The following is a 23,783-nucleotide window of genomic DNA, read 5'->3' as shown; positions in this document are numbered from 1 at the left end:
CTGTCACTAAGCAGTAAGATTCGGGCCCGGCGGACCGTCCGCGGGGTTCTGGCCCCCCACCCGGCCTATGCGAGCGGATGTGATTTTTCGCACGGACAGACCATGCCGGTCATGCGTGTTGCAATACGGTTCAAGTGCTTCGTTTTGACACAGGAGTCACGATGTCCCCGTCGCGGCAAGCCTTTTCAACGCTCGAACCGGCCGTCCCCCTCGCGGCCGGCGGATCGCCCGACCGACCGACCCTCGTGATCGCTGCGACGTCTGCGAGACTGCTTGCCGAGGCGGCACGGGCGTCGGGGTTCGAGGTGATCGCCATTGACGTCTTCGGCGACGTGGATACGCGCGCGGCGGCACGGACATGGATGCCGCTCGGCATCCCCGGCCGCCTGGCGCCGGAGGAGGGCAGGCTCGTCGCCGCGCTGCGGCAGTGCGCCACGCCACCGCGGCCCGTCGGCTGGATCGCGGGCAGCGGCTTCGAATCGGCACCCGGGTTGCTCGCCACCGGTGCGGGGGTGCTGCCGCTGCTCGGCAACCTGCCGGGCACGGTCACGCAGGTGCGTGACCCGGATGACTTCTTCGCTGCCCTGCATCGGCTCGGCATTCCGGCGCCCGAGATCTCACTGGCGCTGCCTGCGGATCCAGTCGGCTGGCTGTTCAAGGACGCCCATGCCTGCGGCGGCTGGCACATCCGTCCCGCCGGGCGAGCGCCCGCCGGGCGAGGCCCCGGCGCCTACTTCCAGCGCGAGGAGGCGGGCACTGCGATGTCGGCGCTCTTCCTCGCGAATGGGGCATCCGCCCTCATCATCGGCTTCGCCCGTCAGATCGTGGCCCCGCTCGGGCGACGCCCCTATGTCTATCGGGGGTGCGTCGGCCCGGTGACGCTCCCGCCGCCGCATGCGGGACAGGTCGCCAATGCCGTGAGCGCACTGACCCGCCATTACGGACTGCGCGGCCTCAACGGCATCGACTTCCTGTTCGGAGCGGACGGAATCCGGGTGCTGGAACTCAATCCGCGGCCCACGGCCAGCCTTGCCCTGTTCAACGACGTGCTCGCAGGTGGCCTGCTGCCGGCGCATGTCGACGCCTGCCTCCACGGACACCTGCCTGCCGCGGACGCTCTCTCGCTCTCGACGCGGGTCCGCGGCAGCGAAGTGGTCTTCGCCCCGAGACGGGGAAGGGTCACGCCCGCGCTGGCGGACTGGCTCGCGGCGCAAGCGGATTGCCACGACCTGCCGGCCGCAGGCACGCCCTTTGCGCGCCACGATCCGGTGTGCTCGATCAGCTGCGAAGGGACGGCGCCCGACGAGGTCCGGGCAAGGCTGAGCGCGCGATGCGAGGCGATCCTGTCGCAGCTGAACCGTGCCGCGCCCTCGTGAGCACCCGCAGCATCACGTCTGGCACCGAAGCTGCATGCAGGCCGCTTGCGCAGCCACGCCATCCCGTCGCGCACCCCGCGCCCATCCCCCCATCACCGCCGCGAGGCAGGACTTGAGCAACACGACGACACCGCCGACCGCCACCGCTTTCCCGCATGCAGCCGAGGCCTTCCTGTGGGCCTGCTTCATGGACGTCGCCACCCTCAAGCCCGGCAACGTCAGCCTGCAGTCGGCCGGACACGACATGCAGGCACAGCAGTTCCTCGACAGTGCCCGCGCCAGCACGGCCGGGCTTTTCGCCGAAGCTGCCGGTGTCGGCGCACGGGTGCACGCCGCCGTGCGGGCCACGCGCGCCGTGGCGGGCTGCAACACCAACCTCGGCATCCTGTTGCTGTGCGCACCGCTGGCACGCGCCGCACAACGCGCCAGCGCGGGCGGCGAGGCCCCACTCAAGGCCGCACTGGACGACACGCTCGCCGCGCTCGACCTCGACGATGCGCGCCAAGCCTTCGCTGCGATCGCGCATGCCAACCCCGGCGGACTGGGTGAAGTCGGCGCGCAGGACGTCCGCGCTCAGCCCAGCGTCGATCTGCGGGCCGCCATGTGCCTCGCCGCGCACCGCGACCGCATCGCCGCGCAGTACGCGGACGGCTACCGTGACATCTGGCGTGCGCTAGGCGATTTCCGCCAGCCGGCTGGGGCCCCCGACCTGTCGCGCCGCATCCAGCGCCTCTATCTTGCGCTGCTCGCCCGACACCCCGATTCGCACATCGCCCGCAAGTACGGTGAAGAGACGGCCGCCGACGTCAGCACCTCCGCCGCCGCGGCGCTTGCGCGCCTCGACGGGCACGCGCACGACGGGGGATACCCTGGCCATCAGGACGAACTCGACGCCATGCTGCAGGCGTGGGACGCCAGCCTCAAGGCCGCGGGCCTGAACCCGGGCACGACGGCCGATCTGACCGTGTGTGTGCTGTTCGTCGCCGCCTTGCTCGAGCCGTCGATCATGCTTTCCGCATCCACGGCGGCAGGCTTGACGTCCCAGTGGCCCGGAGCTTGCTAGAAGCGGGTATCCCGCGTGCCCGGGCGGTCTGTACTTGCGACATACCGTCGACCGCGACGCGCCCTCCCATCAATCCCAGATGCGTGACCAGCGAGCGATGTCCAATCTAGCCGATGTATTCTCCGCCCCCGACCTGCGCATGACGTCTTCCCACTCTGCCGCGACAGCCTCCGTCACCGTCGATGCACCGTCGCGGCTGCATCTCGGTTTTCTCGACCCGAGCGGCAGCCTGGGGCGGCGCTTCGCCAGTCTCGGCATGGTGATCGACGGTTTCGACACCTGTGTCGAGATGCGTGCCGCAGACCGGAACACGGTCAGCGTGGCGTCCCACCTCGCGGCGAACGTGGCCGGCCCGGCGCAGGAGCGCATGACGCGTTACCTGGCCGTGCTGCAGCGCGAGACCGGCCGGCACGCGCCCGCATCGCTGCAACTGCAGGCCACGCCACCTGCACATTCCGGTTTCGGCTCCGGCACCCAGCTTGCGCTGGCCTGCGGCCGCGCGTTCTGCCGCTTCCACGGTCTCGACCCGAGCACCCGCGCGCTGGCCGCGATGCTGGGCCGTGGCGAGCGCTCGGGCGTCGGGCTGGCGGGGTTCGATCAGGGCGGGCTCCTGCTCGATGGCGGCCCCGGCGCCGATGGAACGGTCGCCCCGCTGATCTCGCGCATCGCCTTCCCCGAGGCCTGGCGGGTCCTGCTGCTGCTCGACGACCGCATCGACGGCCTGTCGGGCCAGGCCGAGCGCGTGGCGATGGAGCGCCTCCCGCCGTTCCCCCGCAGCCTCGCCGCCGATCTTTGCCATCAGGTCCTGATGCGCGTGCTGCCCGGCGCGCTGGAAGGCGTGTTCGAGCCCTTCGCCGAAGGCGTTTCCGCGCTGCAACGGCTGATCGGCGATTACTTCGCCCCCGCCCAGGGCGGCTCGATGTACACCAGCGCGGCGGTCGGTCGTGCGCTGGAGTGGGTACGCGCCCACCATCAGGCCGGCATCGGCCAGAGCTCATGGGGGCCGACCGGCTTCGCGATCGTGCGCAGCGCCGACGAGGCCGAATCCATCCTCGGTGGCATGCGGGCCGCCGGCGTGCTCGACCCTGCATTGCGCGCCGTGGTCGTGCGTGGCCGCAATCGCGGCGCAACCCTCCGCCAATCCTGACTTCGGGCGCGCTTGAACCCCGCAGCGCGGGGCCCTGCGCGGACATCCCCACCCACCCCCTCAATTCCGGAAGCGAGAACTCATGGACCAACGCCCCTTCATCCTGCACATGTTCACCCCCGGCAAGCAGATGAGTCCGTTCGACATCAACATGGCGGTCGATGCCGGCTACAACGTGGTCGTGCCGTACTGCGGCGTCACCGCCGGGGAGATCACCGGCCTGACACAGGACGCGATCTTCTCGCGCGGTTCCAAGGGCGTCAGGGCCACCGGCATCTTCATCGGCGGGCGCGACGTGATGCTCGCCGCCGACATGCTGGACACGGCGCGCAAGGCCATGGTGCCGCCGTTCGAGGTGTCGGTGATCGCAGACCCGAGCGGCTCGTACACGACGGCCGCCGCGCTCGTCGCCTGCGTCGAGGAACAGCTGCGCAAGGCCCACGACACCGATTTCGCCGGCAAGCGGGTACTGATCCTCGGCGGTACGGGCACGGTCGGCCGCATCGCCGGCGTGCTGGCAGCCGCGCTGGGTGCCGAGGTCACGCTGGCCAGCCACCGCGACGGCGCAGCCGCAGAGCAGTCCGCCGCGGACACCGGACTGCGCTTCGGCTGCACCCTGAACGGGGCCGGACTGGCCGACGCTGCGATGCGTGCAGCCGCACTGGCGCAGGCCGATGTCGTGCTCGCCACCGCAGCCGCCGGCGTGCAGGTCGTCAGCGCGGACGAGCGCGCCGGGGCAGGGCGTCTGCTGGTCGCCGCCGACGTCAATGCCGTGCCGCCCGAAGGCATCGCCGGCGTCGGCGTGATGGACGACGGCAAGCCCTTGCCCGAGGGCAAGGGCGTCGGCATCGGGGCGCTGGCGGTCGGCAACGTGAAGTACCAGGTCGAGCACCGCCTGCTGGTCGCCATGCGCAATGCCGACAAGCCGCTCTACCTCGGTTTCCGCGAGGCCTTCGACAAGGCGCGCGAGATCATCACCGAAAAACGGGCCAAGGCTTGAGGAGGGCAGGATGAGCGAACACGCGCCCGTGCTGGCCGACAGCCCCTTCAGCATCAACACCCTGGCCGCCGCGCAGGTCGACGACCTGCTGGCCCGGGCCGACGCATTCGGCCTCGCCATCGAACGCTTGGACAGCGGCGTGACCCTGATCGACGGCGGCATCGACGTGCGCGGCAGCACCGCGGCCGGCGTCGCGGTCGGCGCCATCTGCATGGGCAGCCTCGGCGAAGTCCGCCTATCCGTCCGGCCGGAAGCGGACTGGCCGACCTGGATCGAGGTCGCCAGCGCGCAACCGGTGCTGGCCTGCCTGGGCAGCCAGTACGCGGGCTGGAGCCTGTCGGCCAGCAAGGAAGAGGCAGGCGGCCGCAAGTTCTTCTCACTCGGCTCCGGCCCGGCTCGGGCGCTGGCCTGCCGCGAAGACCTGTTCGCCGAGCTCGGCTATCGCGACCGCGCCGAACGCGGCGTGCTGGTGCTCGAGGTGGACCGCCGGCCGCCGCAGGTCGTCATCGACAAGATCCTGCGCGACTGCGGCCTCGCGCCCGAAGCACTGACGCTGATCCTGACGCCGACCACCAGCCTGGCGGGCAGCACCCAGGTCGTCGCGCGGGTGCTGGAAGTGGCGATGCACAAGGCGCACGATCTGGGCTTCGCGCTCGGCGACATCGTCGAAGGCAGCGCCTGCGCGCCCCTGCCGGCGCCCAGCCCCGACGGCGGCATCGCAATGGGCCGCACCAACGACGCCATCCTCTACGGCGGCCGTGTCCAGCTCGCCGTCAGTGGCAGCGACGAGGCCGCGCAGCGGCTGGCAAAGGCGCTGCCGTCCTCGAACTCGCGCGACTACGGCCGCTCCTTCGCCGACATCTTTCGCGACTACGAATACGACTTCTACAAGATCGACCCGGCGCTGTTCGCCCCCGCCGAAGTGTGGGTCAGCAACCTCGACTCGGGCCGCAGCTGGCACGCGGGGGCGATCGACATGGCGCTGCTGCGCAGCCTGTGGCTGGAGGTCGATGCATGACGCGCGCGGCCGGCGACGAAACCCGGCGACGCGTCGCCATCTTCACCGACGAGACCGGCTGGCACACGCGCAAGCTGAAGGAAGCCCTTGCGCGACGCGGGTTCGAAGGGCGCTGCGTCGATCTCGAACAGTGCCGCTTCGACACCGGCGCGGGGCCTTCGGGGCTCGTCATCCCCGGTTTCGGCCGCAACCTGCCGCTGGCCGGCATCGTGCGCGGCATCGCCGGCGGCAGCCTGGAGCAGATCACCAAACGTCTCGGCGTCCTGCATGCGCTGCGCGAACTCGGCGTGCCGATCTACAACGACGCCCGCGCGATCGAGCGCAGCGTCGACAAATCGATGACGAGCTTCCTGCTGCACAAGGCGGGCGTCGCCACGCCGCAGGCGTGGGCGATCGAGGACGCGGCGCAGGCGCGGCGCCTGCTGATGCGCGAGACCGCCGCGCGCCGCTGTCTGGTGCTCAAACCGATGTTCGGCTCGCAGGGCAAGGGGCTGCAGAAGGTGGGCTGGGTCAGCGATGACGAAGGCAGCGACGCGAACCGCGGGCATGCCGTGCCGCTGCCGGACCTGAAGTCGGTCGGCGGACTTGCCTACCTGCAGCGCTTCATTTCGCAGCAGGAGAGCGAGCAGGCGCCCGGCTTCGACTGGCGGGTGATGGTCATCGGCGGTCGCGCCGTGGCGGCAATGAAGCGCGTCAGCCCCCACTGGGTGCGCAATGTCGCCCAAGGGGCACGCAGCGTGGCCTCACCGCTCTTGCCCGCACTCGCGCAACTGGCTGAAGCCGCTGCCGCGGCGCTGGACATGGACTATGCCGGCGTTGACCTCGTGCCCGATCCGGCCAGCCCGCTCGGCGCGCAGGTCATCGAGGTCAACGGCGTCGCCGCCTGGCGAGGCCTGCAGAAGGTCACGCCCTTCGACATCGCGCAGGCCATCGTCGACGACCTGCTGGCACGCCGGCTGGGTGTGCCGCTGCTGGTCGGCGCGGCAGGGCAGGTGTGTCAAATTGGGTCAGGTGTCACGCGATCCGCGTGAGGATTGAACACCGCCGCCCCTCAGCGCGGTTCGGCAGCGGGCGCCGGGGCGCGAAATGACGATCGGCAGGACGCGAAACGGCGTTTTCGACGCGCATCGCGAAGCTGGCACGAATCATGAGTTGCTGGTTACGTATCGGCGATTCAGGGATCGTCGGACGGCTGGGCTTCCCCCCGGGGGGCGGCCACAACAACTCAAACCGGAGATAAAAGCATGGCAAAGATCGATCGCATGATGGTGGGGGAATCGCTGGTTGGCGACGGCAACGAAGTTGCGCACATCGACCTGATCCTTGGCCCTCGTGGTAGCGCCGCCGAAACCGCCTTCGCCACCGCGCTCACCAACAACAAGGACGGCTTCACCTCGCTGCTGGCCGTGGTAGCGCCCAACCTGCTGTGCAAGCCCGCCACCGTGATGTTCAACAAGGTGACGATCAAGGGCGCCAAGCAGGCCGTGCAGATGTTCGGCCCGGCCCAGCGTGCGGTCGCGATGGCGGTCGCCGACAGCGTCGAGGACGGCACCATCCCGGCCGACGAAGCCGACAACATCTTCATCTGCGTCGGCGTGTTCATCCACTGGCTGGCCGAAGACGACAAGAAGATCCAGGACTACAACTACCAGGCCACCCGCGAGGCCATCAAGCGCGCCGTCACCGGCCAGCCCACCGCGGCCGAGGTCGTGTCGAAGAAGAGCACGGCCGCCCACCCGTTCGCGGCCCACTGATCGTCCCGTCCAGCCCCATTCGGGGCCGGAAAGAAAAATGCCGAGGTTCGCCTCGGCATTTTTCGTGAACCGCCGCGAACCGGGCCCGCGACCGACGGGCCCTCGCTGACGTCAGCGTTGGCCGCCCGGCACCAGGCCGGCACCCAGCAGGCTCAGGACTTCCGCGCCCGGTCCGTGCTCGCGCCGCGTACGCGGCGGACGACTGCGCTCGATCAGCACCCCCACGCCGTCTACGTCATCGAACTTGCGCGGCTTGGTCACGCCCACGCGCACCCATTGCGCACCGAAATCATTGAGCAGCATCGCCGCCACGCCTTCGGCGAAGGCCTCCAGCAACTGGTAGCGATGGTTCTGCAACATGTCGAGCAGGGCGCTGTGCACCACGCTGTAGTCGATCGTGTCGCCGATGCGGTCGGTATCGCAGGCGAGGCTGCGCGGCAGGCCGGCCGCAAGGTCGATGCGGATCGGCTGGGTGACGTCGAGTTCGTTGTCGTGGATGCCGATGACGGTTTCGCCGACGAAACCGTGGATGAAGATGATGTCGAGCGCGGCAGCCGTAGCGGCACTGCCATCGGTGGGCAGGGGCTGGGACATCAGGCGGGCAAGCGGGTCGGAATGCATCGTCGCGGATTCTCCTGGGATGACGGGGCGGGCGGGATCACCCGTTGCGGCCGAGCGCGGCACGACCTCAGCCCGGACCAAAGCGAAAACTGGACCATGAGCCCCCGGCAGGCGACGACAGACAGCGCGAGCGGGCGCGATGATACGCGAGCCGGCACGCATCCTGCTGGCAATCTGAAACGCCTGCGAAAACCCCTGGCTTCGCTGCGCCGCCTGCGCCTCGCGAACCAGTTATCATCGACGCATCCGCGCAACGGCGCACATCGCTGCGCCATCCTGGAACACACGACCGAATTGCTACACACCGACGCACACGACGACCTGCTGCCCACCGGCGGCACCGCGGGCACGCCCGAACGCCGCAGCCGCTTCGCATGGGCGTTCACCGGTTCCGGCCACTATCTCGAGGAATGCATGGCGCTGGCCCAACGCCTGCCCAATCTGGACCTTTTCCTCTCCGCCGCCGCCGAGGAAGTGCTGCCGATGTACGACTTCGGACTCTCCGAGCTCAAGGACCGCTGCCGCGTGTTCCGTGACAAGACGACCAGCTCGGTACCGGTAGGCATGCTCTATGACGACGTCTATCACACGGTGATCGTCGCCCCCGCCACCAGCAACACCGTCGCCAAGTGTGCGCTCGGCATCTCGGACACGCTGCCCACCAACATCTTCGCGCAGGCGGGCAAGCTCGAGATTCCTGGCATCGTGCTGGCCTGCGACACCAAGCCGGTGGTCATCACCAAGGCGCCGCGGGAATGGGTGGAACTGAAGCCGCGCAACATCGATCTCGAGAACGTCGAGCGCCTGCGCCGGGTCGACTTCTGTCGCGTCGTCGAGTCGCCCGACGAACTCGAGGCGCTGCTCGACGCCCGTCTTGCCGAACTTGCCCTGACATGGAACACCTCGTCTTCCTGACCGGCCGGCTGGCCCAGCGCAACCTCGAGAAGGTGCTGCACGGCATGGAGCCCGCGCCCTTCACCTGGGAGGTGCGCGAGATCGGCCTGCAGGTCGCCGGGCTGATGACCGCCGACATGATCCGCCGCCGCGTCGAGGCGCCGGTGCGGGCCGACCGCATCCTGGTGCCCGGCCGCTGCCGCGGCGATCTCGACGAACTGTCGCGCCACTATGGCATCCCGGTCGAGCGCGGCCCGGAAGAACTCAAGGACATCCCGCGCCATTTCAACCGCGCCGCGCGTGCGGTCGATCTCAGCCGTCACGACACGCTGATCTTCGCCGAGATCGTCGACGCCGCCCGGCTCGACATCGACGCGATCGTCGCCCGCGCCCATGCGCTGCGCACCGACGGCGCCGACGTGATCGACCTCGGCTGCCTGCCTGCCACGCCCTTCGACCACCTGGAGGACGCAGTGCGGGCCCTGAAAGGCGAGGGCTTTCGGGTCAGCGTCGATTCGCTGGACCTCGCCGAACTGCGCCGCGGCGCCGGCGCGGGGGCCGACTACCTGCTGAGCCTGACGCCCGACCACCTCTGGCTGGCGGACGAGACCGACGCCATCCCGGTGCTGATCCCGCGCGAACCCGGTGATGAAGCCTCGCTGCACGGCGCTGTGGAACATCTGCTGAAGCGCGGCAGACCCTTCCTCGCCGACGCCATCCTCGACCCGATCCCGTATGGCCTGCTCGCCTCGCTGTGCCGTTACCAGCGCCTGCGCGAGCGCTTCCCGGGGATCGACATCATGATGGGCGTCGGCAACGTCACCGAACTCACCGAAGCCGACACCAGCGGCATCAACGCCGTGCTGTTCGGCATCGGCGCCGAACTCGGCATCGCCGCGGTGCTCACCACCCAGGTCAGCGGCCACGCCCGACGCGCGGTCAAGGAGGCCGACGTAGCGCGGCGGGTGATGTACGCCGCGCGCGAGACGCATTCGCTGCCCAAGGGCCTGAGCGACGACCTGATGACGGTCCATGCCAAGCGGCCTTTTCCGGACAGTCCGGCCGAGATCGCCGAGATTGCCGCGGCGGTGCGCGACCCGAACTTCCGCGTGCAGGTCTCGGAACAGGGCCTGCACGTCTACAACCGCGACGGTCACCACATCGCGCGCGATCCCTTCGAATTCTGGCCCCGGCTGGGCCTGCAGCACGACGGCGGCCACGCGTTCTACATGGGTGTCGAGCTCGCACGCGCCGAGATCGCCTGGTCGCTGGGCAAGCGCTACATGCAGGACCAGCCGCTCGACTGGGGCTGCGCCGTCGACCGCGCCCCGCAGGACCTGCTCGCCCACTGCGCACCCGGCCCCACCAAGACGAAGCGGGCGCCCCGGTCCGACGCCTCTCCACCCCCCTTGCAGGCGCAAGCTCATGATCTTTGAGACCATCGTCACCACGCTCTCGCCGGACGGCGAACTGCATCTCGCACCGATGGGCATCCGCTACGAAGGCGACGAGGTGCTGATGATGCCGTTCAAGCCCTCGCGCACGCTCGACAACGTGCTCGCGACCGGCAAGGCGGTACTGAACCTCACGACCGACGTGCGCGTCTTCGCCGGCTGCGTCACCGGCCGCCGCGAATGGCCCACGATCGCGCTCGACGGTTTCGCCGGCCGCCGGCTGGCGAGCGCGCTGACCCACGTCGAACTGGAGCTGGTCAAGCCGCAGGACCACGACGTGCGCCCCATCCTGCACATGCGGCGCGTCGGCGAGCATGCCCACGCCGCCTTCCCGGGCTTCAACCGCGCCCAGGCCGCCGTCATCGAAGGCGCGGTGCTGGTCAGCCGCCTGTCCATGCTGCCGCGCGAGAAGGTCGACGCCGAGATGCTCTACCTGCAGATCGCCATCGACAAGACCGCCGGCCCGCACGAACTCGAGGCCTGGGAATGGCTGACCGACGCCGCCGACCGCTTCCATGCCGCGCAGGAGGCGCGCGCATGATCCGGATGCTGGTCAGCGTGCGCGATGTCGACGAGGCGCTGCAGGCCGCGGGCTTCGGCGTCGATTACCTCGATCTCAAGGAGCCCGCCGCCGGCGCGCTCGGCGGACTCGACATTGCGCAGATCCGCGACATCCTCGCCGTCGTCCGGCCACGGCATCCGCGCCTGATGATCAGCGCCACGATCGGCGACCTTCCGGCCACCGAACTGACTGCGATCGAACACGCCATCCGCGAGGTCGCCGACGCCGGCGTGGACCTGGTGAAGGTCGGCGTGCCGGGGCAGGGCGGGGCAGCCGCCGATGCGCTGCTCGGACGCCTGGCCTTGTGCGGACGACCGATCGTGCCGGTGCTGATCGCCGACGACGGCATCGACGAGGGCCTGTTCGCTACCGCCTGCACGCTGCCATTCCCCGCGCTGATGGTCGACACCCAGGCCAAGCTCGGCGGCAGCCTCGTCGAGCGCATGGGGCCGGCGCGACTCGCCCGGCTCATCGCCACCGCCCGCGCGCATGGCAAGCCTTTCGGCCTCGCCGGCGCGTTGCAACTGCGCGACCTGCCCGCGCTGCGCGAACTGAAGCCGGCCTTTGCCGGATTTCGCAGCGCAGTGTGCGAGGGCGCACGCAGCGGCAGCCTCGTTCCCGCACGCCTGAAGGCGGTGCGTGACGGACTGGCTGCGGACCGCACCGCCTTCTGCGAGGCGATCGCGGAGTAGACCTGGAAAGCGGGACGAGGCAACGGGGCGCCCTGACACGGCCCCAGCCTCTCAGGGCGCCATCAAGCGGGGCAGCGCCTCCCAGTCAGTTGCGGAAACCACCCGCACCGGACACACGAGCCGCGCGCGATAGGCGGCGAACCCGGCATCGACGATGCCGGCCTGAGCGAGCGCATCCTCGTCCGCCCCGGGAGGCACGGCGCAGGACTTCACCACGATTACGCCCTCGGCCTGAAGCCGCGCCGCGAGCCAGAGCGCGAGGCTGTCGGACGTCACGCCCCAGTTGGTCAGTTCATCCGGAGCCACACGCAGCAGATCGAGCGGCATCCACACCGGCACGGCCCCCGCCGCAAGCTGGGCGCGAACTTCCGTTTCATCGCGTGCGCAGCGCAGGGCGGGGCAGAGCCCCTTCAGCAGCTGTGCCATCTGCGCCATGCCCAGCACGGCGAGGTTGTGTCCGGCCAGGTCGTCGAAACCCCAGTGCTGCTGCGCCTCGCGCGCGGCGTCGGCAAAGCGGCCTCCACCCGGAACGATGACCACGCGGCCCACCCCCTCGGCCGCCAGCCGCTCGAGCCAGTCGCGCAGCAAGGGATTGCGGTCGAGGCTGCCGCCGAGCTTGACGACCCACATCAGCCCACCGCCCGTGCGAACAGCAGCGCCACCGCGACGCTCGGCGCGCAGGTATCGACCCAGGCGCGGCAGCGCTCGTCGGCCGGCACCAGGCCGGCGAAATGCGCGAAGGGCAGGTCGTGGCGCCGGGCGAGTTCCTCGCCGAGGAAGAGGCCGCAGCCGGCACCGACCACTGTCGGCCGGGGGACCGCCGGCGTCGGACTGGAGAAGCGCAACAGAACGCGGGTCAGATTGTGGTCGATCTCGGCAAGCATCGCCTCGCGCCACGCCGACGCGAAGCGCGACCATGCCGCTGCATCGGCCTCACTGGCATCGCGACCGATCATGCGGGCAATGCGCTGGCGGGTGGCTTCGGCATCCTTGCCCGCGCCATCGGCTGCAGGGTACTGGTCGTGTTCGGGCGCCAGTTCGCCAGTCAGGCGGAAAATGTCGGCCGTGGTCGCGAAGAACTCGTTCATCACGTTGTATTCACAGCCTTCGAATGCGATGCGCCGCGCCAGGGCGCACAGCGGGGTGCGCACTGCGCCGAGATACACCAACTCGCCGCTCGACAGGCGATCCGCATCGTTGCGCCCCAGCGGCACGGGCTGCCCCTCGCGCACCGGAATCAGGTCGGTCGTGGTGCTGCCGATATCCACCAGCACCGCCTCCGGCATGCGCTCGCCCACCCACCATGCGGTCGCGAGCCAGTTGGCCGAGGCGATCGATGACCAGTGCTCGCCGACGGCCGCGGCCTCGACCCAGCCCTCGCTGCCTGCGAAGAAACGCACGCCGTCGCCGAGACGCGCACACAGATGCGCCGCCAGCCCGCGCACGCCGGCCTCGCGGTTGGCGAAGCCATCGGTCATCTCGGCCGTCATCGTCACCGCGTGGCGCGCGGTGACGCACAGCGGCCACTGCGCGCGAATCTCGTCGATTGCGGCATCGAGGTGCGACAGGCCTTGCCAGAGCGGCGCTGCGCACTGCCGCACTTCGCGCACCCGGCCATCGAGCACCAGTGCGGCCTTGACGTGCGCGCCGCCGATGTCCCAGCCGATGACGGGCAGGGCTGCGCTGCCTGCCCCGGCCTGCGATGCGGCAGCGGCGAGCGGGCTGGCAGGCGGCATGCTGGACATGAAGACTTCGGGGTTCATTGGACGGACAGGGCGCCGATGGCCGCGTCGCGCGCCTGCGCTACCGCAGGACACGGCGCCAGGGTGGCTGCAGGTGCGGCGTTGAGGATCTCGGCCGCGAGATTGCGCCCGCGCCGCACCGACTGCCCGACATAGGCGCAGGTCACGCGCGGATTCACCTCGATCACCACCGGATCACCACGCGCCGGGTCTGCCTCGGTCTCACGCGCGCTCGCCAGCACGAGGTCCACGCCGACAAAGCCGACCAGACCGGGTAGGGCAGCGTGGATGCGTTGGGCGAGCCGGCACAGCTCGCCACCGACAGCGCAGTCGAGCGGAATGGCGTCGATGTCGACGCCGCGATACTGCACCGCGCCGTCGTCTGCCAGCACGATGCGCTGTCGGTTGATGCTCAGCAGTTCGGTGCGATCCGGCCGGCACAGCAGTGAGAGGCTCAACGCATCTCCGTGGTCGCGAGCGTCCTTGAGAGTCCCGCCCACCCAGGCCTCCAGCCGCGTCGGCTGTCCGCACGAAATCCGGCGCAAGGCCTCGTCCCGCGCCGGCGCAAAACTCGCGAAAACCCGCGTCTGCTCGGCGCCGGCACCATCGTCGGGCTTTACGATCCAGGGTCCGGCCCGCAGGGCTGCGGACGGCTCCTCCCCTTCGGGCGCCCAGCCCCAGGGCACGGCAATACCGGCTGCCGCCAGCCTGGCGCAGGTCGCCTGCTTGCTGCTGGCGACACGGATGCTGTCCGCGTCGCAGCCCACCCAGCGCGCGGCGCCGATCGCTTCGCACAGCTGCAGCAGGATCCCGTCGCTCTCCGGGGCGATGACCCACACGCGGTCGAAATCCGCTGCAAGCTCGCGCAGGAAATCCGCCACCTGCACACCGTCCGGCACCCGGATCGTCCCGACCTGGTGGAGAGGCGCGGCCGGACAATCCACCGCGGTCACCTGCACATCGTCCATCGCCATGAGGTCGGTCAGCACGGCATCGCGCATGCTGATACCCTGCGCCAGCAGCGAGGCCTGGCCAGCGGTCGCCGCGCCCAGTCCGCCGGCGCTGATGAATTCGTACAACAAGACCTTCGTATTCCGTTCCATGCACATCATTCCGGTCGTCGATCTCCTGTGCGGGCAGGTCGTGCGCGGCATCCGCGGCGAGCGCCAGCACTACGCCCCCATCGAATCGCCGCTGTGCGGCAGCAGCGACCCGCGCGAGGTGGTGCCGATTCTGCTCGATTACGCCGCGGCCGACACGCTGTATGTGGCCGACCTCGACGCACTGACGGGCGGGGCCGTGCAGGCCGAGCTGCTGTCGCGCCTGCTGAAGCACAATCCGGGCCTCACGCTGTGGCTCGATGCGGGCTTTGCCGACGCGACAGTGTTCGACATGCTGTGCGGCGAGCTCTCCCGGCTCGGCGCGGACGCGGCCCGCGTCGTCCCGGTGTTCGCCAGCGAGTCGCTCGCGAGCCGTGCGCAGGCCGCCGCCGCGCTGGCGGATCGGAACCGCAGCATCCTGTCGCTCGACCGTCGCGGCGAAGAGGCGCTCGATCCTGCCGGGCTGTGGAGCGCGACGACGCTGTGGCCGCAGCGCCTGATCCTGATGGCGCTGGAGCGCGTCGGCGCCTACGACGGCCCGGCGCTCGACCTGCTGCAGTCGGTAAGGGCGCAGGCGCCCGGTGACACCCGTCTGATCGGGGCCGGCGGCATCCGCCATGCCGACGACCTCGCCCGCGCCGCGGCAGCCGGTGCCGATGCCTGGCTGGTCGCTTCGGCCCTGCACGACCGCCGCATCCCGCGGGTCGAGTGAAGGGCGTGGCTTTTTGGCACACGCCCGACGCCGTGTGTATCGGATCGGAACGAAAGGGCGCGTTGGCGAGGGCAGGGGGCACATCCGCCTCTCCGCGAGAAACCTTGGCACATGGCTTGCATGGAGCCCCCGCATGAATACGCACTCCCCCACGCCTACCCCCGCGCACGCCCCCGATCCATCGCCCGCCGCGGCGCCGCCTGCCACCGGCGCGCCATGGACCTGCCCCTTCTGTTCGCTGCTGTGCGACGGCTTCGACCTGCAGGATGGCGACCCGCCGCGACTGCTCGGTTCGGACTGCCCTCGCGCGCTGAAGGCGCTGGCGGCCTTCAGCCGGACCGCCACGCTGGTCTCACCCAGCATCGACGGCGCGCCCGCGACCCTGGAGGCTGCGCTGGATGCCGCCGCCGCCCGTCTTTCGGAGGCACGCCAGCCGCTGTTCGGCGGGTTGGCGACCGACGTCGCCGGCATGCGCCAGCTCTACCGCCTGGCCAACACCTGCGGCGCCATTCTCGACCACGCGCATGGCGAGGCCCTGATGCACACGCTGCGCCCGCTGCAGGATCGCGGCCAGATGTTCACCACGCTTGCCGAGATCCGTACGCGCGCCGACCTGGTGGTGTGCTTCGGCACCGACGCGACGAACTATCCCGAGTTCTTCCGCCGCTGCGCGCCGACTACCGATAGCGGCGTGCAGCGCCGCACCGTGTTCGTCGGTGCCGTCCCGCCAGCGCAGGCCATCGAAAGCAGCAGCGTCGACATCGTGGCGGGGCAGGGCGACCTGTTCGATACCGCAGCGACACTCGCCGCCCTGGTCGAGCAACGCGGTCTGCCCCAGCCCGCAACCGAACTGGCGGAACTGGCCGATGCCCTGCGCGCAGCACGCTATGCCGTGCTGGTCTGGGAGCCGGCACAACTGCCCGCGCACGGCGCCCTGATCGGCGAAGCCCTGCTGCGTCTGGTGATGAGCCTGAACCGCAGCACGCGCGCCGGCATGTTCGCGCTGGGCGGACTGGATGGCGCGCAGACCGCGAACGCCGCCATGACCTGGCTGTCCGGCCTGCCGCTGCGCAGCCGCGTCGGCCCGCGGGGTCTCGAGCACCAGCCGCTGCAGTACGCGACCGACCGTCTCCTTGCCGGCGATGAGGTGGATCTGCTGCTCTGGGTCGCCAGCTTCGGGCCTAAGCTGCCGCCACCACCCACAGGCGTTCCCCGCATCGTCCTCGGCCATCCGGCGCTGGCGGCGCACTGCGCGGAGAAGGGCACGATCTTCATCCCGGTCGCCACCCCGGGCGTCAATGCCAGCGGCCATCTGCTGCGTGCCGACAGCGTGGTCGCGCTGCCGCTGCATGCGATCCGCGACGACGGCCTGCCGGGCGTCGCCGACGTGGCCCGCGCCCTCGACGCGCGACTCGCCCTGGTCGCTGAGGGCGCACGATGAGCACGATCCGACTGCGCGGCGGCCGCATCTACGACCCCACGAACGGCATCGACGGCGAAATACGCGACATCGGCATCCGCGATGGCCGCATCGTCGAACTCCATCCGCAGGAGAAGGCAGACCACGACTACGACCTCGCCGGCTGCATCGTCATGGCCGGCGGCATCGACCTGCACACGCATATCGGTGGCGGCAAGGTCAATCTCGCCCGCATGTTGCTGCCCGAAGACCACCGCGCCCGGCGCGAGCGCGACAACCTGCTCGAACTCGCCTCCGGCGGCTGCTGCACGCCCGGCACGCTGGAGACAGGCTACCGCTACGCCGAGATGGGCTACACCGCCGCCTTCGAGCCGGCGATGCTGGCCGCCAACGCGCGTCAGGCGCACATGGAGATGGGCGACACCCCCATCCTCGACCACGGGGCCTACGTGATGCTGGGCAACGAAGAGGTCTTCCTCGAGATGCTGGCGCGCGGCGAGGACTTCGAGCGCATCCGCGACTACGTCGGCTGGTCGATCAACGCCAGCAAGGCGATGGGCGTGAAGGTGGTGAACCCCGGCGGCATTTCCGCCTTCAAGTTCAACCAGCGCAAGCTCGACGTGGACGAGAACCATGTGCACTGGCAGGTCACACCGCGCCGGGTGGTGCATACGCTTGCGCGCGCGCTGCGCGAGCTGGGCGTGCCGCATCCGCTGCACATTCACGCCAGCAACCTTGGCGTGGCCGGCAACATCGAATCCACCCTCGCCACCATCGACGCACTGGAGGGCCTGCCCGGTCATCTGACGCACATCCAGTTCCACACCTACGGCACCGAGGGGCCGAAGAAATTCTCCTCGGCCACCCGCCAGCTCATCGAGAAGCTGAAAGCGGCGCCCAACGTCAGCATCGACGTCGGCCAGATCATCTTCGGCCAGACCGTCACCGCCTCGGGCGACACCATGCGCCAGTTCGCCAATGCCGACCTGGGCAGCCCGCGCAAGTACGTCGGCGGCGACATCGAGTGCGATGCCGGCTGCGGCGTCGTGCCTTTCCGCTACCGCGAGCAGAGCTACGTCAACGCGCTGCAGTGGGCGATCGGGCTGGAGATCTTCCTGCGCATGGACGACCCCTGGCGCGTGGTGCTGACCACCGACCACCCCAACGGCGGCCCCTTCACCAGCTATCCGCACCTCATCAGGTTGCTGATGGACAAGTCCTTCCGTGACGAACAGCTCGCCCGGCTGCACCCCGACGTGGCGGCGATGGCCGACCTGCGCGAGATCGGGCGCGAACTCAGCCTTTATGACATCGCCATCATGACCCGCGCCGGTCCGGCGAAGCTGCTGGGGCTCACCGACCGCGGCCAGCTCGGCGTCGGCGCAGCCGCCGACATCGCCGTCTATCGCGAGCAGGCCGACCGCGAGGCGATGTTCGCCGCGCCGGAATACGTCTTCAAGGACGGCACCCTGGTCGCCCGCCGCGGCCGGCTGGAGGCCGTGCCCACCGGCGGCACCCATTTCGTCGAGCCCGATTACGACCCGGCCATCGAGAAGACGCTCGAGCGCCATTACCGCGAGCACATGAGCATCGACTGGCGTCACGCCCGAATCAGCAAGGACGAACTGTGCTCCTGCTCGAACCACGGCAGCCTGCTGCCCTGCAAGCTGCACGGCGGGGGGCAGACATGAGCGCCACGGAAACGACCACCCCCATGCAACGCAACGGCATCGACATCGACGACACCTTCGCCGAAGCCTTCCCGATGAAGGCGACGCGGCTGATCATCACGGCGCACAACGACACCTGGGCGCAGCATGCCGCGGTCGCTGCCACTGGCTTCGCCACCTCGGTGATCGCCTGCGGCTGCGAGGCGGCCATCGAACGCCCGCTGTCGCCGGACGAGACGCCCGACGGGCGGCCCGGCGTGGCGGTACTGCTGTTCTCGATGTCCGGCAAGGAGCTCGCCAAGCAGGTCGAGCGCCGGGTCGGCCAGTGCGTGCTGACCTGTCCGACCACTGCGGTGTATGCCGGCCTGAAGGACGGCGAGCCGATCGCATTGGCGAAGAACCTGCGCTTTTTCGGCGACGGCTGGCAGATCTCCAAGATGATCGACGGCACGCGCTACTGGCGGGTGCCCACCATGGACGGGGAGTTCGTCGGCGAGGAAACCACCTTCGTGGTCAAGGCGGTCGGGGGTGGCAACCTGCTGATCCTCGCGCGCGACACCGAGGCCGCGCTGGCCGCGGCCGAAGCCGGCGTGGCGGCGATGCGTGGCGTGCCGGGCGTGATCATGCCGTTTCCGGGCGGGGTGGTGCGCTCGGGTTCCAAGGTCGGCAGCAAGTACGCCAGCCTGTCGGCCTCGACCAATGACGCCTTCTGCCCGGCGCTGGCGCCGCTCGCGCGCAGGACGGAACTCGATGCCGGGGTGAACTGCGGAGACGTGAATTGCGTCATGGAGATCGTCATCGACGGCCTGACCGAGGCCGACGTGTCCGCGGCGATGCGCGCCGGCATGGACGCCATCGTCGCACGCGGCGCCGAGGGCGGCGTCTCACGCCTGTCGGCCGGGAACTATGGCGGCAAGCTCGGCCCCTTCCACTTCCATCTGCGCCGAATCCTCGGCGGGGAGGGCGTGGCATGAGCACGCGACTGCACCTTCGCCTGCGCCAGCCGCCGGCTTTGCGCGTATCGCTGGACGACATCGTGCCCGAGGCCGGTGCCGATGCCACCGAGGTCGCCCGGCGCCCGCTTTGGCTTGGCCGCGAGGCGGTCGAGCTGGGCGAACTCTTCGATGTGAGCGCCCAGGCGCTCGCAGGCGATGCCACGCCCCAACTCGTCATCGAGGGCGACTGCCGCCGCATCGACGACATCGGCCGCGGCATGAACGGCGGCACGCTGCGGGTCGAAGGCGACGCCGGCGACTACCTCGGTGCGGAGATGCTGGCAGGCGAGATCATCGTCGGCGGCAACGCTGGCGACCTGGCCGCCTGCGAGCTGCGGGGCGGTCGCATCGAGATCGGCGGCACGCTCGGTGACTTCGCCGCCGGGGCCTTGCCCGGCAGCATGGACGGCATGCGCGGCGGCACACTGATCGTGCGCGGCAGCGTCGGCGCACGCTGCGCCGACCGCATGCGCCGCGGCACCCTGCTCATCCACGGCGATGCGGGCGATTTCCTCGCCTCGCGCCTGGTCGCCGGCACGGTGGCGCTGGCGGGCAGGGCGGGTGCGCACTGCGGCTACGGCATGCGCCGCGGCACGCTGGTGTTCGCCGGCCCGGCGCCGGAGACGCCGCCGACCTTTGTCGAGACGCGACACGACATCACCGTTTTCTGGGCCTTGCTGCGCCGCAGCCTGGCTTATCATGGCGGCCCTTTCGCGGCCCTGCCTGCACGCTTGCCGCGCCGGCTGGTCGGCGACCTTGCGACGGGCGGCAAGGGCGAATGGCTGCTGCCGCAGATGGATTGACGCGGACGAATCGACTCGAACGGATTGACCCAGACCCCCACGGAGCCTTCATGAGCAAGAACTACGTTTTCCATGCCGGAGAAGCCACCGTCCTCGCCGCCGAGGGCCAGTTCACCGACGCGATGCCCGAGATCCTGATCGGCCGTACCGACGGCCCGGTCGGCCAGGCCTTCGCCAACATGATGGCGCAGAGCAAGGGCCACACCGCGATGTTCGCCATCCGCGCCTGCAACCAGATGGTGCGTCCGGCGACGATCACCGTGCCCAAGGTCACGCTGAAGGACACGGCCAACATCGAGCTGTTCGGTGGCGTCGTGCAGTCGGCCACGGCCGATGCGGTGCTCGACTGCGTGATCGAAGGCATCATTCCGCGCGATGTGGCCGACGACCTGTGCATCATCAGCCTGGTGTGGATCGACCCGCGCTGCGCCACCGACCCGAACCTCGACAAGAAGGACATGTACCGCACCAACTACGAGGCGACCAAGCTGGCGATCAAGCGCGCGCTGAACAACGAACCCAGCTTCGACGAGCTGATCGCGAACCGCCACACGATCAAGCACGACTACGACGACTGGAGCTGACCGCACACGGACCATGCCGATGACGTTCCGACCCGGCACCGACTGCTTCGCCCTGCTCGACGACTGCCACGCCACCGCGGCGCAGCCGACGAGCAGGCTCTACACCGGCTTCGTGCGCGAGCACCGCTGCGAGGACCCCGCCTGCCTCGACACGATGTGGCAGTCGGTGGCCGCCGACCTGCGCGACGGGCTGCGGGCCGTGGTGCTTGCCGACTACGAGTGGGGCGCGCGCCTGATGAAGGCTGGCTACGAGCGGATCGCGCCCGAGGCTGCGGGCGAACTGCGCGTGCTGATGTTCGCGCACATGGCGCGCCTGTCGGCCGAGGACGTCAGCGCCTGGCTTGCCCGGCGGGAAGCGGACGAGCTGAAGCTTGACGCGGGACAGCCAGCGCCGGCCGGCGTCATCGACATCGTCCCGAGCGTCGACCGCGATGCGTTCACCGACGCCATCCACCGCATCCACGCCTACATCGGCGAGGGCGAGACCTACCAGGTCAACTACACCTACCGGCTCGGATTCCGCAGCTTCGGGGCGCCGACCAGCCTCTATCGCAGGTTGCGCGCGCGCCAGCCGGTGGCCTTCGGCGCCTTCATCGCGCTGCCGGCAGAGTCCGGTGGCGGCCATATCCTGTCGTGCTCGCCCGAGCTCTTCCTGCGCAACACCGGCGGCAGGCTGGAAGCGCGGCCGATGAAAGGCACGGCCTCGCGCGCCCGCGTGCCCGAGGGCGACAGCGAGATCGCACGCATGCTCGGCGAGGACGTCAAGAACCGCGCCGAGAACCTGATGATCGTCGACCTGCTGCGCAACGACCTCGGTCGCATCGCGCGCACCGGCTCGGTGAAGGTGCCCAAGCTGTTCGCGATCGAGCCGTACTCGACGGTGTTCCAGATGACCTCCACCGTGGATGCGGACCTGGCCGAGGGCACGACCTTTCCTGACCTGCTGCGCGCGCTGTTCCCCTGCGGCTCGATCACCGGCGCGCCCAAGCACCGCACGATGCAGCTGATCGCCGAGTTGGAGGACACCCCCCGCGGCCTGTATACCGGCAGCGTAGGCTGGATCGAGCCGCCGGCTGCAGATGAGCAGGCGTGCGGTGACTTCTGCCTGTCGGTCGCGATCCGCACGCTCGTCCTCGATCCGCCCGACGCGTCCGGCCTGCGTCCGGGGCGCATGGGGGTGGGAGCAGGCATCGTGATCGACAGCCGGGCCGACGAGGAATTCGAGGAGTGCCTGCTGAAGGCCCGTTTCCTCACCGGGCTGGACCCCGGGTTCTGCCTGTTCGAGACCATGCTGGGAGAGGGCGGGAAGGGCGTCCGCCACCTCGACCGTCATCTCGCGCGCCTGCAGCGCAGCGCGGCGGCGCTGGGCTTCGACTTCAGGCGCGAGGCCATCCTCGAAGCGCTCGCAGGCCAGTGCGCCGGTTTCGCGCCCGACACGCGGCATCGCATCCGGCTCGCCCTGCACAAGGACGGCAGCACGGAACTCGCCGTCGCTGCGCTCGACACCCTGCCCGACGGGCCGGTGCGGCTCCTGCTCGCGAAGACACCGATGCGTGCGGACACTCCCTTCATCGGGCACAAGACGACCATGCGCGGCGTCTACGACGCGGCCGTCGCCGAAGCAGTACGCCGGGGCGCCTTCGACATGCTCTTTTGCAACGAGCGCGGCGAGATCACCGAGGGCGGGCGCAGCAACGTGTTCGCGCAGGTCGACGGCCAGTGGATCACGCCGCCACTGGGTTCGGGGCTGCTGCCCGGCGTGATGCGCAGCGTATTGCTGGACGATCCGGCGTGGGGGGCACGGGAAGCGCCGCTCACCCTGGACGCCTTGCGCCGTGCCGAGCGCATCGTGGTCTGCAACGCGCTGCGGGGCGCAGTCGACGCCATCCTGGATGAAGAAATTGGCGAGGGCCGTCCGTGAGCCCGTCTGCAAAGCAGTCCCCAGCCATCGCGCTGTTCGACCTCGACCATACGCTGGTGCCCTTCGACAGCGGCATGGCGTGGTTCCGCTTTCTGGTAGGCCGAGGTGAAGTCCGCCCAGCCCTGGCGGACAACTACCTCGCGCGCTGCATGGACTACGTCGCAGGGAGGGCCACAGCCACCCAACTGCACGACTTCGTCGCGCAATCCTTCCGCGACCTCGCCCCCGACCGCCTGCAGGTACTGCAACGCAAGTTTGCGGCCGCTGTGGCTGCAGACATTCCGCAGGCGGCACATCGACTGGTCGCACACCACGTCGGGCAGGGGCATCGCTGCTGCATCGTGACTGCGACCAACCGTTTCGTCGCATCGGCCCTCGCGCACGCGCTGGGCGTGGAGACACTGCTCGCGACCGAGTTCGAGACGGAGGATGGCCGTTTCACCGGGCGACTGGCCGGCGCCGTCTGCCACGGCGGCGAGAAGATCGCCCGCGTCGAGCGCTGGCTGCATGGCCAGGATCTGCGGTGGGACACGATCGGCCACAGCGTCTTCTATTCCGACTCGGCGAGCGATCTGCCCCTGCTGCAGAAAGTGCACGAGCCTGTCGTGATCCGCCCCGACCCGCGGCTGCGCGAACATGCGCGGACACACGGCTGGCGCATCGCGGACACCCTCGAAGCGCTGCGCCTCGACCGCCCCTGAAACGCACGCGGGGCAGCGCGCGCCCATGCCACGTGCCCCCGCACGTGGCCACAGGTCGAACCCAAAGGCCCTCGCAGGGTCAACTGAACAACTTGTCGAGCACGCGCCCAAGCCACCCCTTCGATTGCACGGGTTCGGCCGGAGGGGCCGGAATCGGTCGCAGGCTCGGTTGCGTGACGCGCTCGATGGCGGGCTGCGGCGTCTTCTTCTCAACCTCGCGTAAAGGCGCCTGATCCGCTACCCGTGCGCGCGCACTGAGGCGACTTTCGAGCAGCTGTGCGTGATGACGCCGCAGGACCGAGTCCTCCGGCAGGGGCGGAAGCCCGGCACTTGCGGCGATCTGGTCGAAGTGGCGACGCAGGATGGAATCGGTGGGCGGAAGAAGGGCTGTCATCGCTGGACTCCCGTTACGCTGAAGATGGCTAAGCGTACGCAAGAGTCGTGCCTCTACACGTCCGGGTCGCCGTCAGCCCAGCGGCGACCTTGAAACGGGCCGTGAGCGGCGACGTTACGCCAAAGGGTTTGCGTCAATGCAATGCAGGTGCTACTTTTTG

General features: G+C 69.7%; 24 protein-coding genes. 19 read left to right on the top strand and 5 right to left on the bottom strand.

What is annotated here, in order from left to right; translation table 11 throughout:
- The first annotated feature begins 161 nt into the window (after nucleotides 1-161).
- The 7 genes from C664_RS00555 to fae (C664_RS00525) all read left to right on the top strand — a co-directional run bounded on the left by C664_RS00555 (nucleotide 162) and on the right by fae (C664_RS00525) (nucleotide 7,358).
- The gene (locus C664_RS00555; RefSeq protein ID WP_004251293.1) at nucleotides 162-1,376 is read left to right on the top strand and encodes an ATP-grasp domain-containing protein; all 1,215 of its coding nucleotides are present in this window, start codon (nucleotides 162-164) and stop codon (nucleotides 1,374-1,376) included.
- A 112-nt stretch (nucleotides 1,377-1,488) separates the two neighbouring features.
- Complete coding sequence (locus C664_RS00550; protein WP_004251290.1) at nucleotides 1,489-2,439, top strand: triphosphoribosyl-dephospho-CoA synthase; 951 nt, start codon at nucleotides 1,489-1,491, stop codon at nucleotides 2,437-2,439.
- 97 nt (nucleotides 2,440-2,536) lie between these two features.
- Nucleotides 2,537-3,586, top strand: a complete 1,050-nt coding sequence (locus C664_RS00545) for a beta-ribofuranosylaminobenzene 5'-phosphate synthase family protein (protein ID WP_004251280.1) — start codon at nucleotides 2,537-2,539, stop codon at nucleotides 3,584-3,586.
- An 82-nt stretch (nucleotides 3,587-3,668) separates the two neighbouring features.
- Nucleotides 3,669-4,586: an NAD(P)-dependent methylenetetrahydromethanopterin dehydrogenase gene (locus C664_RS00540; RefSeq protein ID WP_004251277.1), complete on the top strand. Its 918-nt coding sequence runs from the start codon at nucleotides 3,669-3,671 to the stop codon at nucleotides 4,584-4,586.
- 10 nt (nucleotides 4,587-4,596) lie between these two features.
- Nucleotides 4,597-5,604 carry a methenyltetrahydromethanopterin cyclohydrolase gene (gene mch, locus C664_RS00535; protein WP_004251274.1) on the top strand — a complete coding sequence of 336 codons (1,008 nt, stop codon included), beginning with the start codon at nucleotides 4,597-4,599 and terminating at the stop codon, nucleotides 5,602-5,604.
- Nucleotides 5,601-6,635, top strand: coding sequence for an ATP-grasp domain-containing protein (locus tag C664_RS00530; protein ID WP_004251271.1), 1,035 nt, complete (start codon nucleotides 5,601-5,603; stop codon nucleotides 6,633-6,635). Before mch ends, C664_RS00530 begins: the two co-directional genes overlap by 4 nt.
- A 213-nt stretch (nucleotides 6,636-6,848) precedes the next feature.
- Nucleotides 6,849-7,358 (top strand): formaldehyde-activating enzyme, encoded by a 510-nt coding sequence (gene fae / locus C664_RS00525; protein ID WP_004251268.1) that lies wholly within the window; start codon nucleotides 6,849-6,851, stop codon nucleotides 7,356-7,358.
- A 111-nt stretch (nucleotides 7,359-7,469) separates the two neighbouring features.
- Here the strand turns inward: fae (C664_RS00525) and C664_RS00520 are convergent, their stop codons facing one another.
- Nucleotides 7,470-7,979 carry a dihydroneopterin aldolase gene (locus tag C664_RS00520; RefSeq protein WP_004251265.1) on the bottom strand — a complete coding sequence of 170 codons (510 nt, stop codon included), beginning with the start codon at nucleotides 7,977-7,979 and terminating at the stop codon, nucleotides 7,470-7,472.
- 96 nt (nucleotides 7,980-8,075) lie between these two features.
- On the opposite strand from C664_RS00520, the gene C664_RS00515 reads away from it, so the two are divergent.
- Genes C664_RS00515 through C664_RS00500 form a run of 4 tightly spaced genes read left to right on the top strand, consistent with a single transcriptional unit; the run spans nucleotide 8,076 to nucleotide 11,581 of the window.
- Entirely contained in the window at nucleotides 8,076-8,894 is an 819-nt protein-coding gene (locus tag C664_RS00515) for a flavoprotein (protein ID WP_004251264.1), read from the top strand.
- Complete coding sequence (locus tag C664_RS00510) at nucleotides 8,873-10,309, top strand: DUF6513 domain-containing protein (RefSeq protein ID WP_004251262.1); 1,437 nt, start codon at nucleotides 8,873-8,875, stop codon at nucleotides 10,307-10,309. Before C664_RS00515 ends, C664_RS00510 begins: the two co-directional genes overlap by 22 nt.
- Nucleotides 10,299-10,868: a DUF447 domain-containing protein gene (locus C664_RS00505; RefSeq protein ID WP_004251261.1), complete on the top strand. Its 570-nt coding sequence runs from the start codon at nucleotides 10,299-10,301 to the stop codon at nucleotides 10,866-10,868. Before C664_RS00510 ends, C664_RS00505 begins: the two co-directional genes overlap by 11 nt.
- Nucleotides 10,865-11,581, top strand: coding sequence for a (5-formylfuran-3-yl)methyl phosphate synthase (locus C664_RS00500; RefSeq protein WP_004251259.1), 717 nt, complete (start codon nucleotides 10,865-10,867; stop codon nucleotides 11,579-11,581). The genes C664_RS00505 and C664_RS00500 overlap by 4 nt, the downstream gene beginning before the upstream one ends.
- 51 nt (nucleotides 11,582-11,632) lie before the next feature.
- Here C664_RS00500 and C664_RS00495 read toward each other — a convergent pair whose 3' ends face one another.
- Genes C664_RS00495 through C664_RS00485 form a run of 3 tightly spaced genes read right to left on the bottom strand, consistent with a single transcriptional unit; the run spans nucleotide 11,633 to nucleotide 14,426 of the window.
- Nucleotides 11,633-12,211, bottom strand: coding sequence for an amino acid kinase family protein (locus tag C664_RS00495; protein WP_004251258.1), 579 nt, complete (start codon nucleotides 12,209-12,211; stop codon nucleotides 11,633-11,635).
- Complete coding sequence (locus tag C664_RS00490; protein ID WP_232435042.1) at nucleotides 12,211-13,326, bottom strand: hydantoinase/oxoprolinase family protein; 1,116 nt, start codon at nucleotides 13,324-13,326, stop codon at nucleotides 12,211-12,213. The genes C664_RS00495 and C664_RS00490 overlap by 1 nt, the downstream gene beginning before the upstream one ends.
- Nucleotides 13,327-13,340: 14 nt before the next feature.
- Nucleotides 13,341-14,426: an ATP-grasp domain-containing protein gene (locus tag C664_RS00485; RefSeq protein ID WP_004251256.1), complete on the bottom strand. Its 1,086-nt coding sequence runs from the start codon at nucleotides 14,424-14,426 to the stop codon at nucleotides 13,341-13,343.
- Here C664_RS00485 and C664_RS00480 point away from each other — a divergent pair.
- The 8 genes from C664_RS00480 (at nucleotide 14,425) to C664_RS00445 (ending at nucleotide 23,229) form a co-directional block, all read left to right on the top strand.
- Nucleotides 14,425-15,135, top strand: coding sequence for a HisA/HisF-related TIM barrel protein (locus C664_RS00480; protein ID WP_004251255.1), 711 nt, complete (start codon nucleotides 14,425-14,427; stop codon nucleotides 15,133-15,135). The genes C664_RS00485 and C664_RS00480 overlap by 2 nt on opposite strands.
- 133 nt (nucleotides 15,136-15,268) lie before the next feature.
- Nucleotides 15,269-16,576, top strand: a complete 1,308-nt coding sequence (locus C664_RS00475; RefSeq protein WP_004251254.1) for a hypothetical protein — start codon at nucleotides 15,269-15,271, stop codon at nucleotides 16,574-16,576.
- Nucleotides 16,573-18,246, top strand: a complete 1,674-nt coding sequence (locus C664_RS00470) for a formylmethanofuran dehydrogenase subunit A (protein ID WP_004251253.1) — start codon at nucleotides 16,573-16,575, stop codon at nucleotides 18,244-18,246. The genes C664_RS00475 and C664_RS00470 overlap by 4 nt, the downstream gene beginning before the upstream one ends.
- Nucleotides 18,243-19,199, top strand: coding sequence for a formylmethanofuran--tetrahydromethanopterin N-formyltransferase (fhcD, locus tag C664_RS00465; protein ID WP_048709667.1), 957 nt, complete (start codon nucleotides 18,243-18,245; stop codon nucleotides 19,197-19,199). The genes C664_RS00470 and fhcD overlap by 4 nt, the downstream gene beginning before the upstream one ends.
- Nucleotides 19,196-20,023 (top strand): formylmethanofuran dehydrogenase subunit C, encoded by an 828-nt coding sequence (locus C664_RS00460; RefSeq protein WP_004251245.1) that lies wholly within the window; start codon nucleotides 19,196-19,198, stop codon nucleotides 20,021-20,023. Before fhcD ends, C664_RS00460 begins: the two co-directional genes overlap by 4 nt.
- Nucleotides 20,024-20,073: 50 nt before the next feature.
- On the top strand, nucleotides 20,074-20,607 hold the full coding sequence (gene fae / locus C664_RS00455; RefSeq protein WP_004251228.1) for a formaldehyde-activating enzyme: 534 nt from the start codon (nucleotides 20,074-20,076) through the stop codon (nucleotides 20,605-20,607).
- A 19-nt stretch (nucleotides 20,608-20,626) separates the two neighbouring features.
- Complete coding sequence (gene pabB, locus C664_RS00450) at nucleotides 20,627-22,528, top strand: aminodeoxychorismate synthase component I (protein WP_004251226.1); 1,902 nt, start codon at nucleotides 20,627-20,629, stop codon at nucleotides 22,526-22,528.
- Nucleotides 22,525-23,229 (top strand): HAD family hydrolase, encoded by a 705-nt coding sequence (locus C664_RS00445; protein ID WP_004251224.1) that lies wholly within the window; start codon nucleotides 22,525-22,527, stop codon nucleotides 23,227-23,229. Before pabB ends, C664_RS00445 begins: the two co-directional genes overlap by 4 nt.
- Before the next feature lie 79 nt (nucleotides 23,230-23,308).
- Here C664_RS00445 and C664_RS00440 read toward each other — a convergent pair whose 3' ends face one another.
- Nucleotides 23,309-23,623: a hypothetical protein gene (locus tag C664_RS00440; RefSeq protein WP_004251221.1), complete on the bottom strand. Its 315-nt coding sequence runs from the start codon at nucleotides 23,621-23,623 to the stop codon at nucleotides 23,309-23,311.
- Nucleotides 23,624-23,783 lie beyond the last annotated feature (160 nt).

It is taken from the genome of Thauera sp. 63 (genome assembly GCF_000310165.2).
GTDB classification, from domain to species: domain Bacteria; phylum Pseudomonadota; class Gammaproteobacteria; order Burkholderiales; family Rhodocyclaceae; genus Thauera; species Thauera humireducens.
This window is presented reverse-complemented; position numbering and strand designations above follow the sequence as displayed.

Bases quoted from the DNA above. Each gene is read 5' to 3' on its own strand.
- C664_RS00470 (WP_004251253.1), top strand. From the start codon at position 16,573: ATGAGCACGATCCGACTGCGCGGCGGCCGCATCTACGACCCCACGAAC.
- C664_RS00480 (WP_004251255.1), top strand. From the start codon at position 14,425: ATGCACATCATTCCGGTCGTCGATCTCCTGTGCGGGCAGGTCGTGCGC.
- fae (WP_004251268.1), top strand. From the start codon at position 6,849: ATGGCAAAGATCGATCGCATGATGGTGGGGGAATCGCTGGTTGGCGAC.
- C664_RS00490 (WP_232435042.1), bottom strand. From the start codon at position 13,326: ATGTCCAGCATGCCGCCTGCCAGCCCGCTCGCCGCTGCCGCATCGCAG.
- C664_RS00475 (WP_004251254.1), top strand. From the start codon at position 15,269: ATGAATACGCACTCCCCCACGCCTACCCCCGCGCACGCCCCCGATCCA.
- C664_RS00555 (WP_004251293.1), top strand. From the start codon at position 162: ATGTCCCCGTCGCGGCAAGCCTTTTCAACGCTCGAACCGGCCGTCCCC.
- fhcD (WP_048709667.1), top strand. From the start codon at position 18,243: ATGAGCGCCACGGAAACGACCACCCCCATGCAACGCAACGGCATCGAC.
- mch (WP_004251274.1), top strand. From the start codon at position 4,597: ATGAGCGAACACGCGCCCGTGCTGGCCGACAGCCCCTTCAGCATCAAC.
- fae (WP_004251228.1), top strand. From the start codon at position 20,074: ATGAGCAAGAACTACGTTTTCCATGCCGGAGAAGCCACCGTCCTCGCC.
- C664_RS00520 (WP_004251265.1), bottom strand. From the start codon at position 7,979: ATGCATTCCGACCCGCTTGCCCGCCTGATGTCCCAGCCCCTGCCCACC.
- C664_RS00460 (WP_004251245.1), top strand. From the start codon at position 19,196: ATGAGCACGCGACTGCACCTTCGCCTGCGCCAGCCGCCGGCTTTGCGC.
- C664_RS00545 (WP_004251280.1), top strand. From the start codon at position 2,537: ATGTCCAATCTAGCCGATGTATTCTCCGCCCCCGACCTGCGCATGACG.
- C664_RS00515 (WP_004251264.1), top strand. From the start codon at position 8,076: ATGAGCCCCCGGCAGGCGACGACAGACAGCGCGAGCGGGCGCGATGAT.
- C664_RS00495 (WP_004251258.1), bottom strand. From the start codon at position 12,211: ATGTGGGTCGTCAAGCTCGGCGGCAGCCTCGACCGCAATCCCTTGCTG.
- C664_RS00510 (WP_004251262.1), top strand. From the start codon at position 8,873: ATGGAACACCTCGTCTTCCTGACCGGCCGGCTGGCCCAGCGCAACCTC.
- C664_RS00540 (WP_004251277.1), top strand. From the start codon at position 3,669: ATGGACCAACGCCCCTTCATCCTGCACATGTTCACCCCCGGCAAGCAG.
- C664_RS00530 (WP_004251271.1), top strand. From the start codon at position 5,601: ATGACGCGCGCGGCCGGCGACGAAACCCGGCGACGCGTCGCCATCTTC.
- C664_RS00485 (WP_004251256.1), bottom strand. From the start codon at position 14,426: ATGGAACGGAATACGAAGGTCTTGTTGTACGAATTCATCAGCGCCGGC.
- C664_RS00500 (WP_004251259.1), top strand. From the start codon at position 10,865: ATGATCCGGATGCTGGTCAGCGTGCGCGATGTCGACGAGGCGCTGCAG.
- C664_RS00505 (WP_004251261.1), top strand. From the start codon at position 10,299: ATGATCTTTGAGACCATCGTCACCACGCTCTCGCCGGACGGCGAACTG.
- C664_RS00440 (WP_004251221.1), bottom strand. From the start codon at position 23,623: ATGACAGCCCTTCTTCCGCCCACCGATTCCATCCTGCGTCGCCACTTC.
- pabB (WP_004251226.1), top strand. From the start codon at position 20,627: ATGACGTTCCGACCCGGCACCGACTGCTTCGCCCTGCTCGACGACTGC.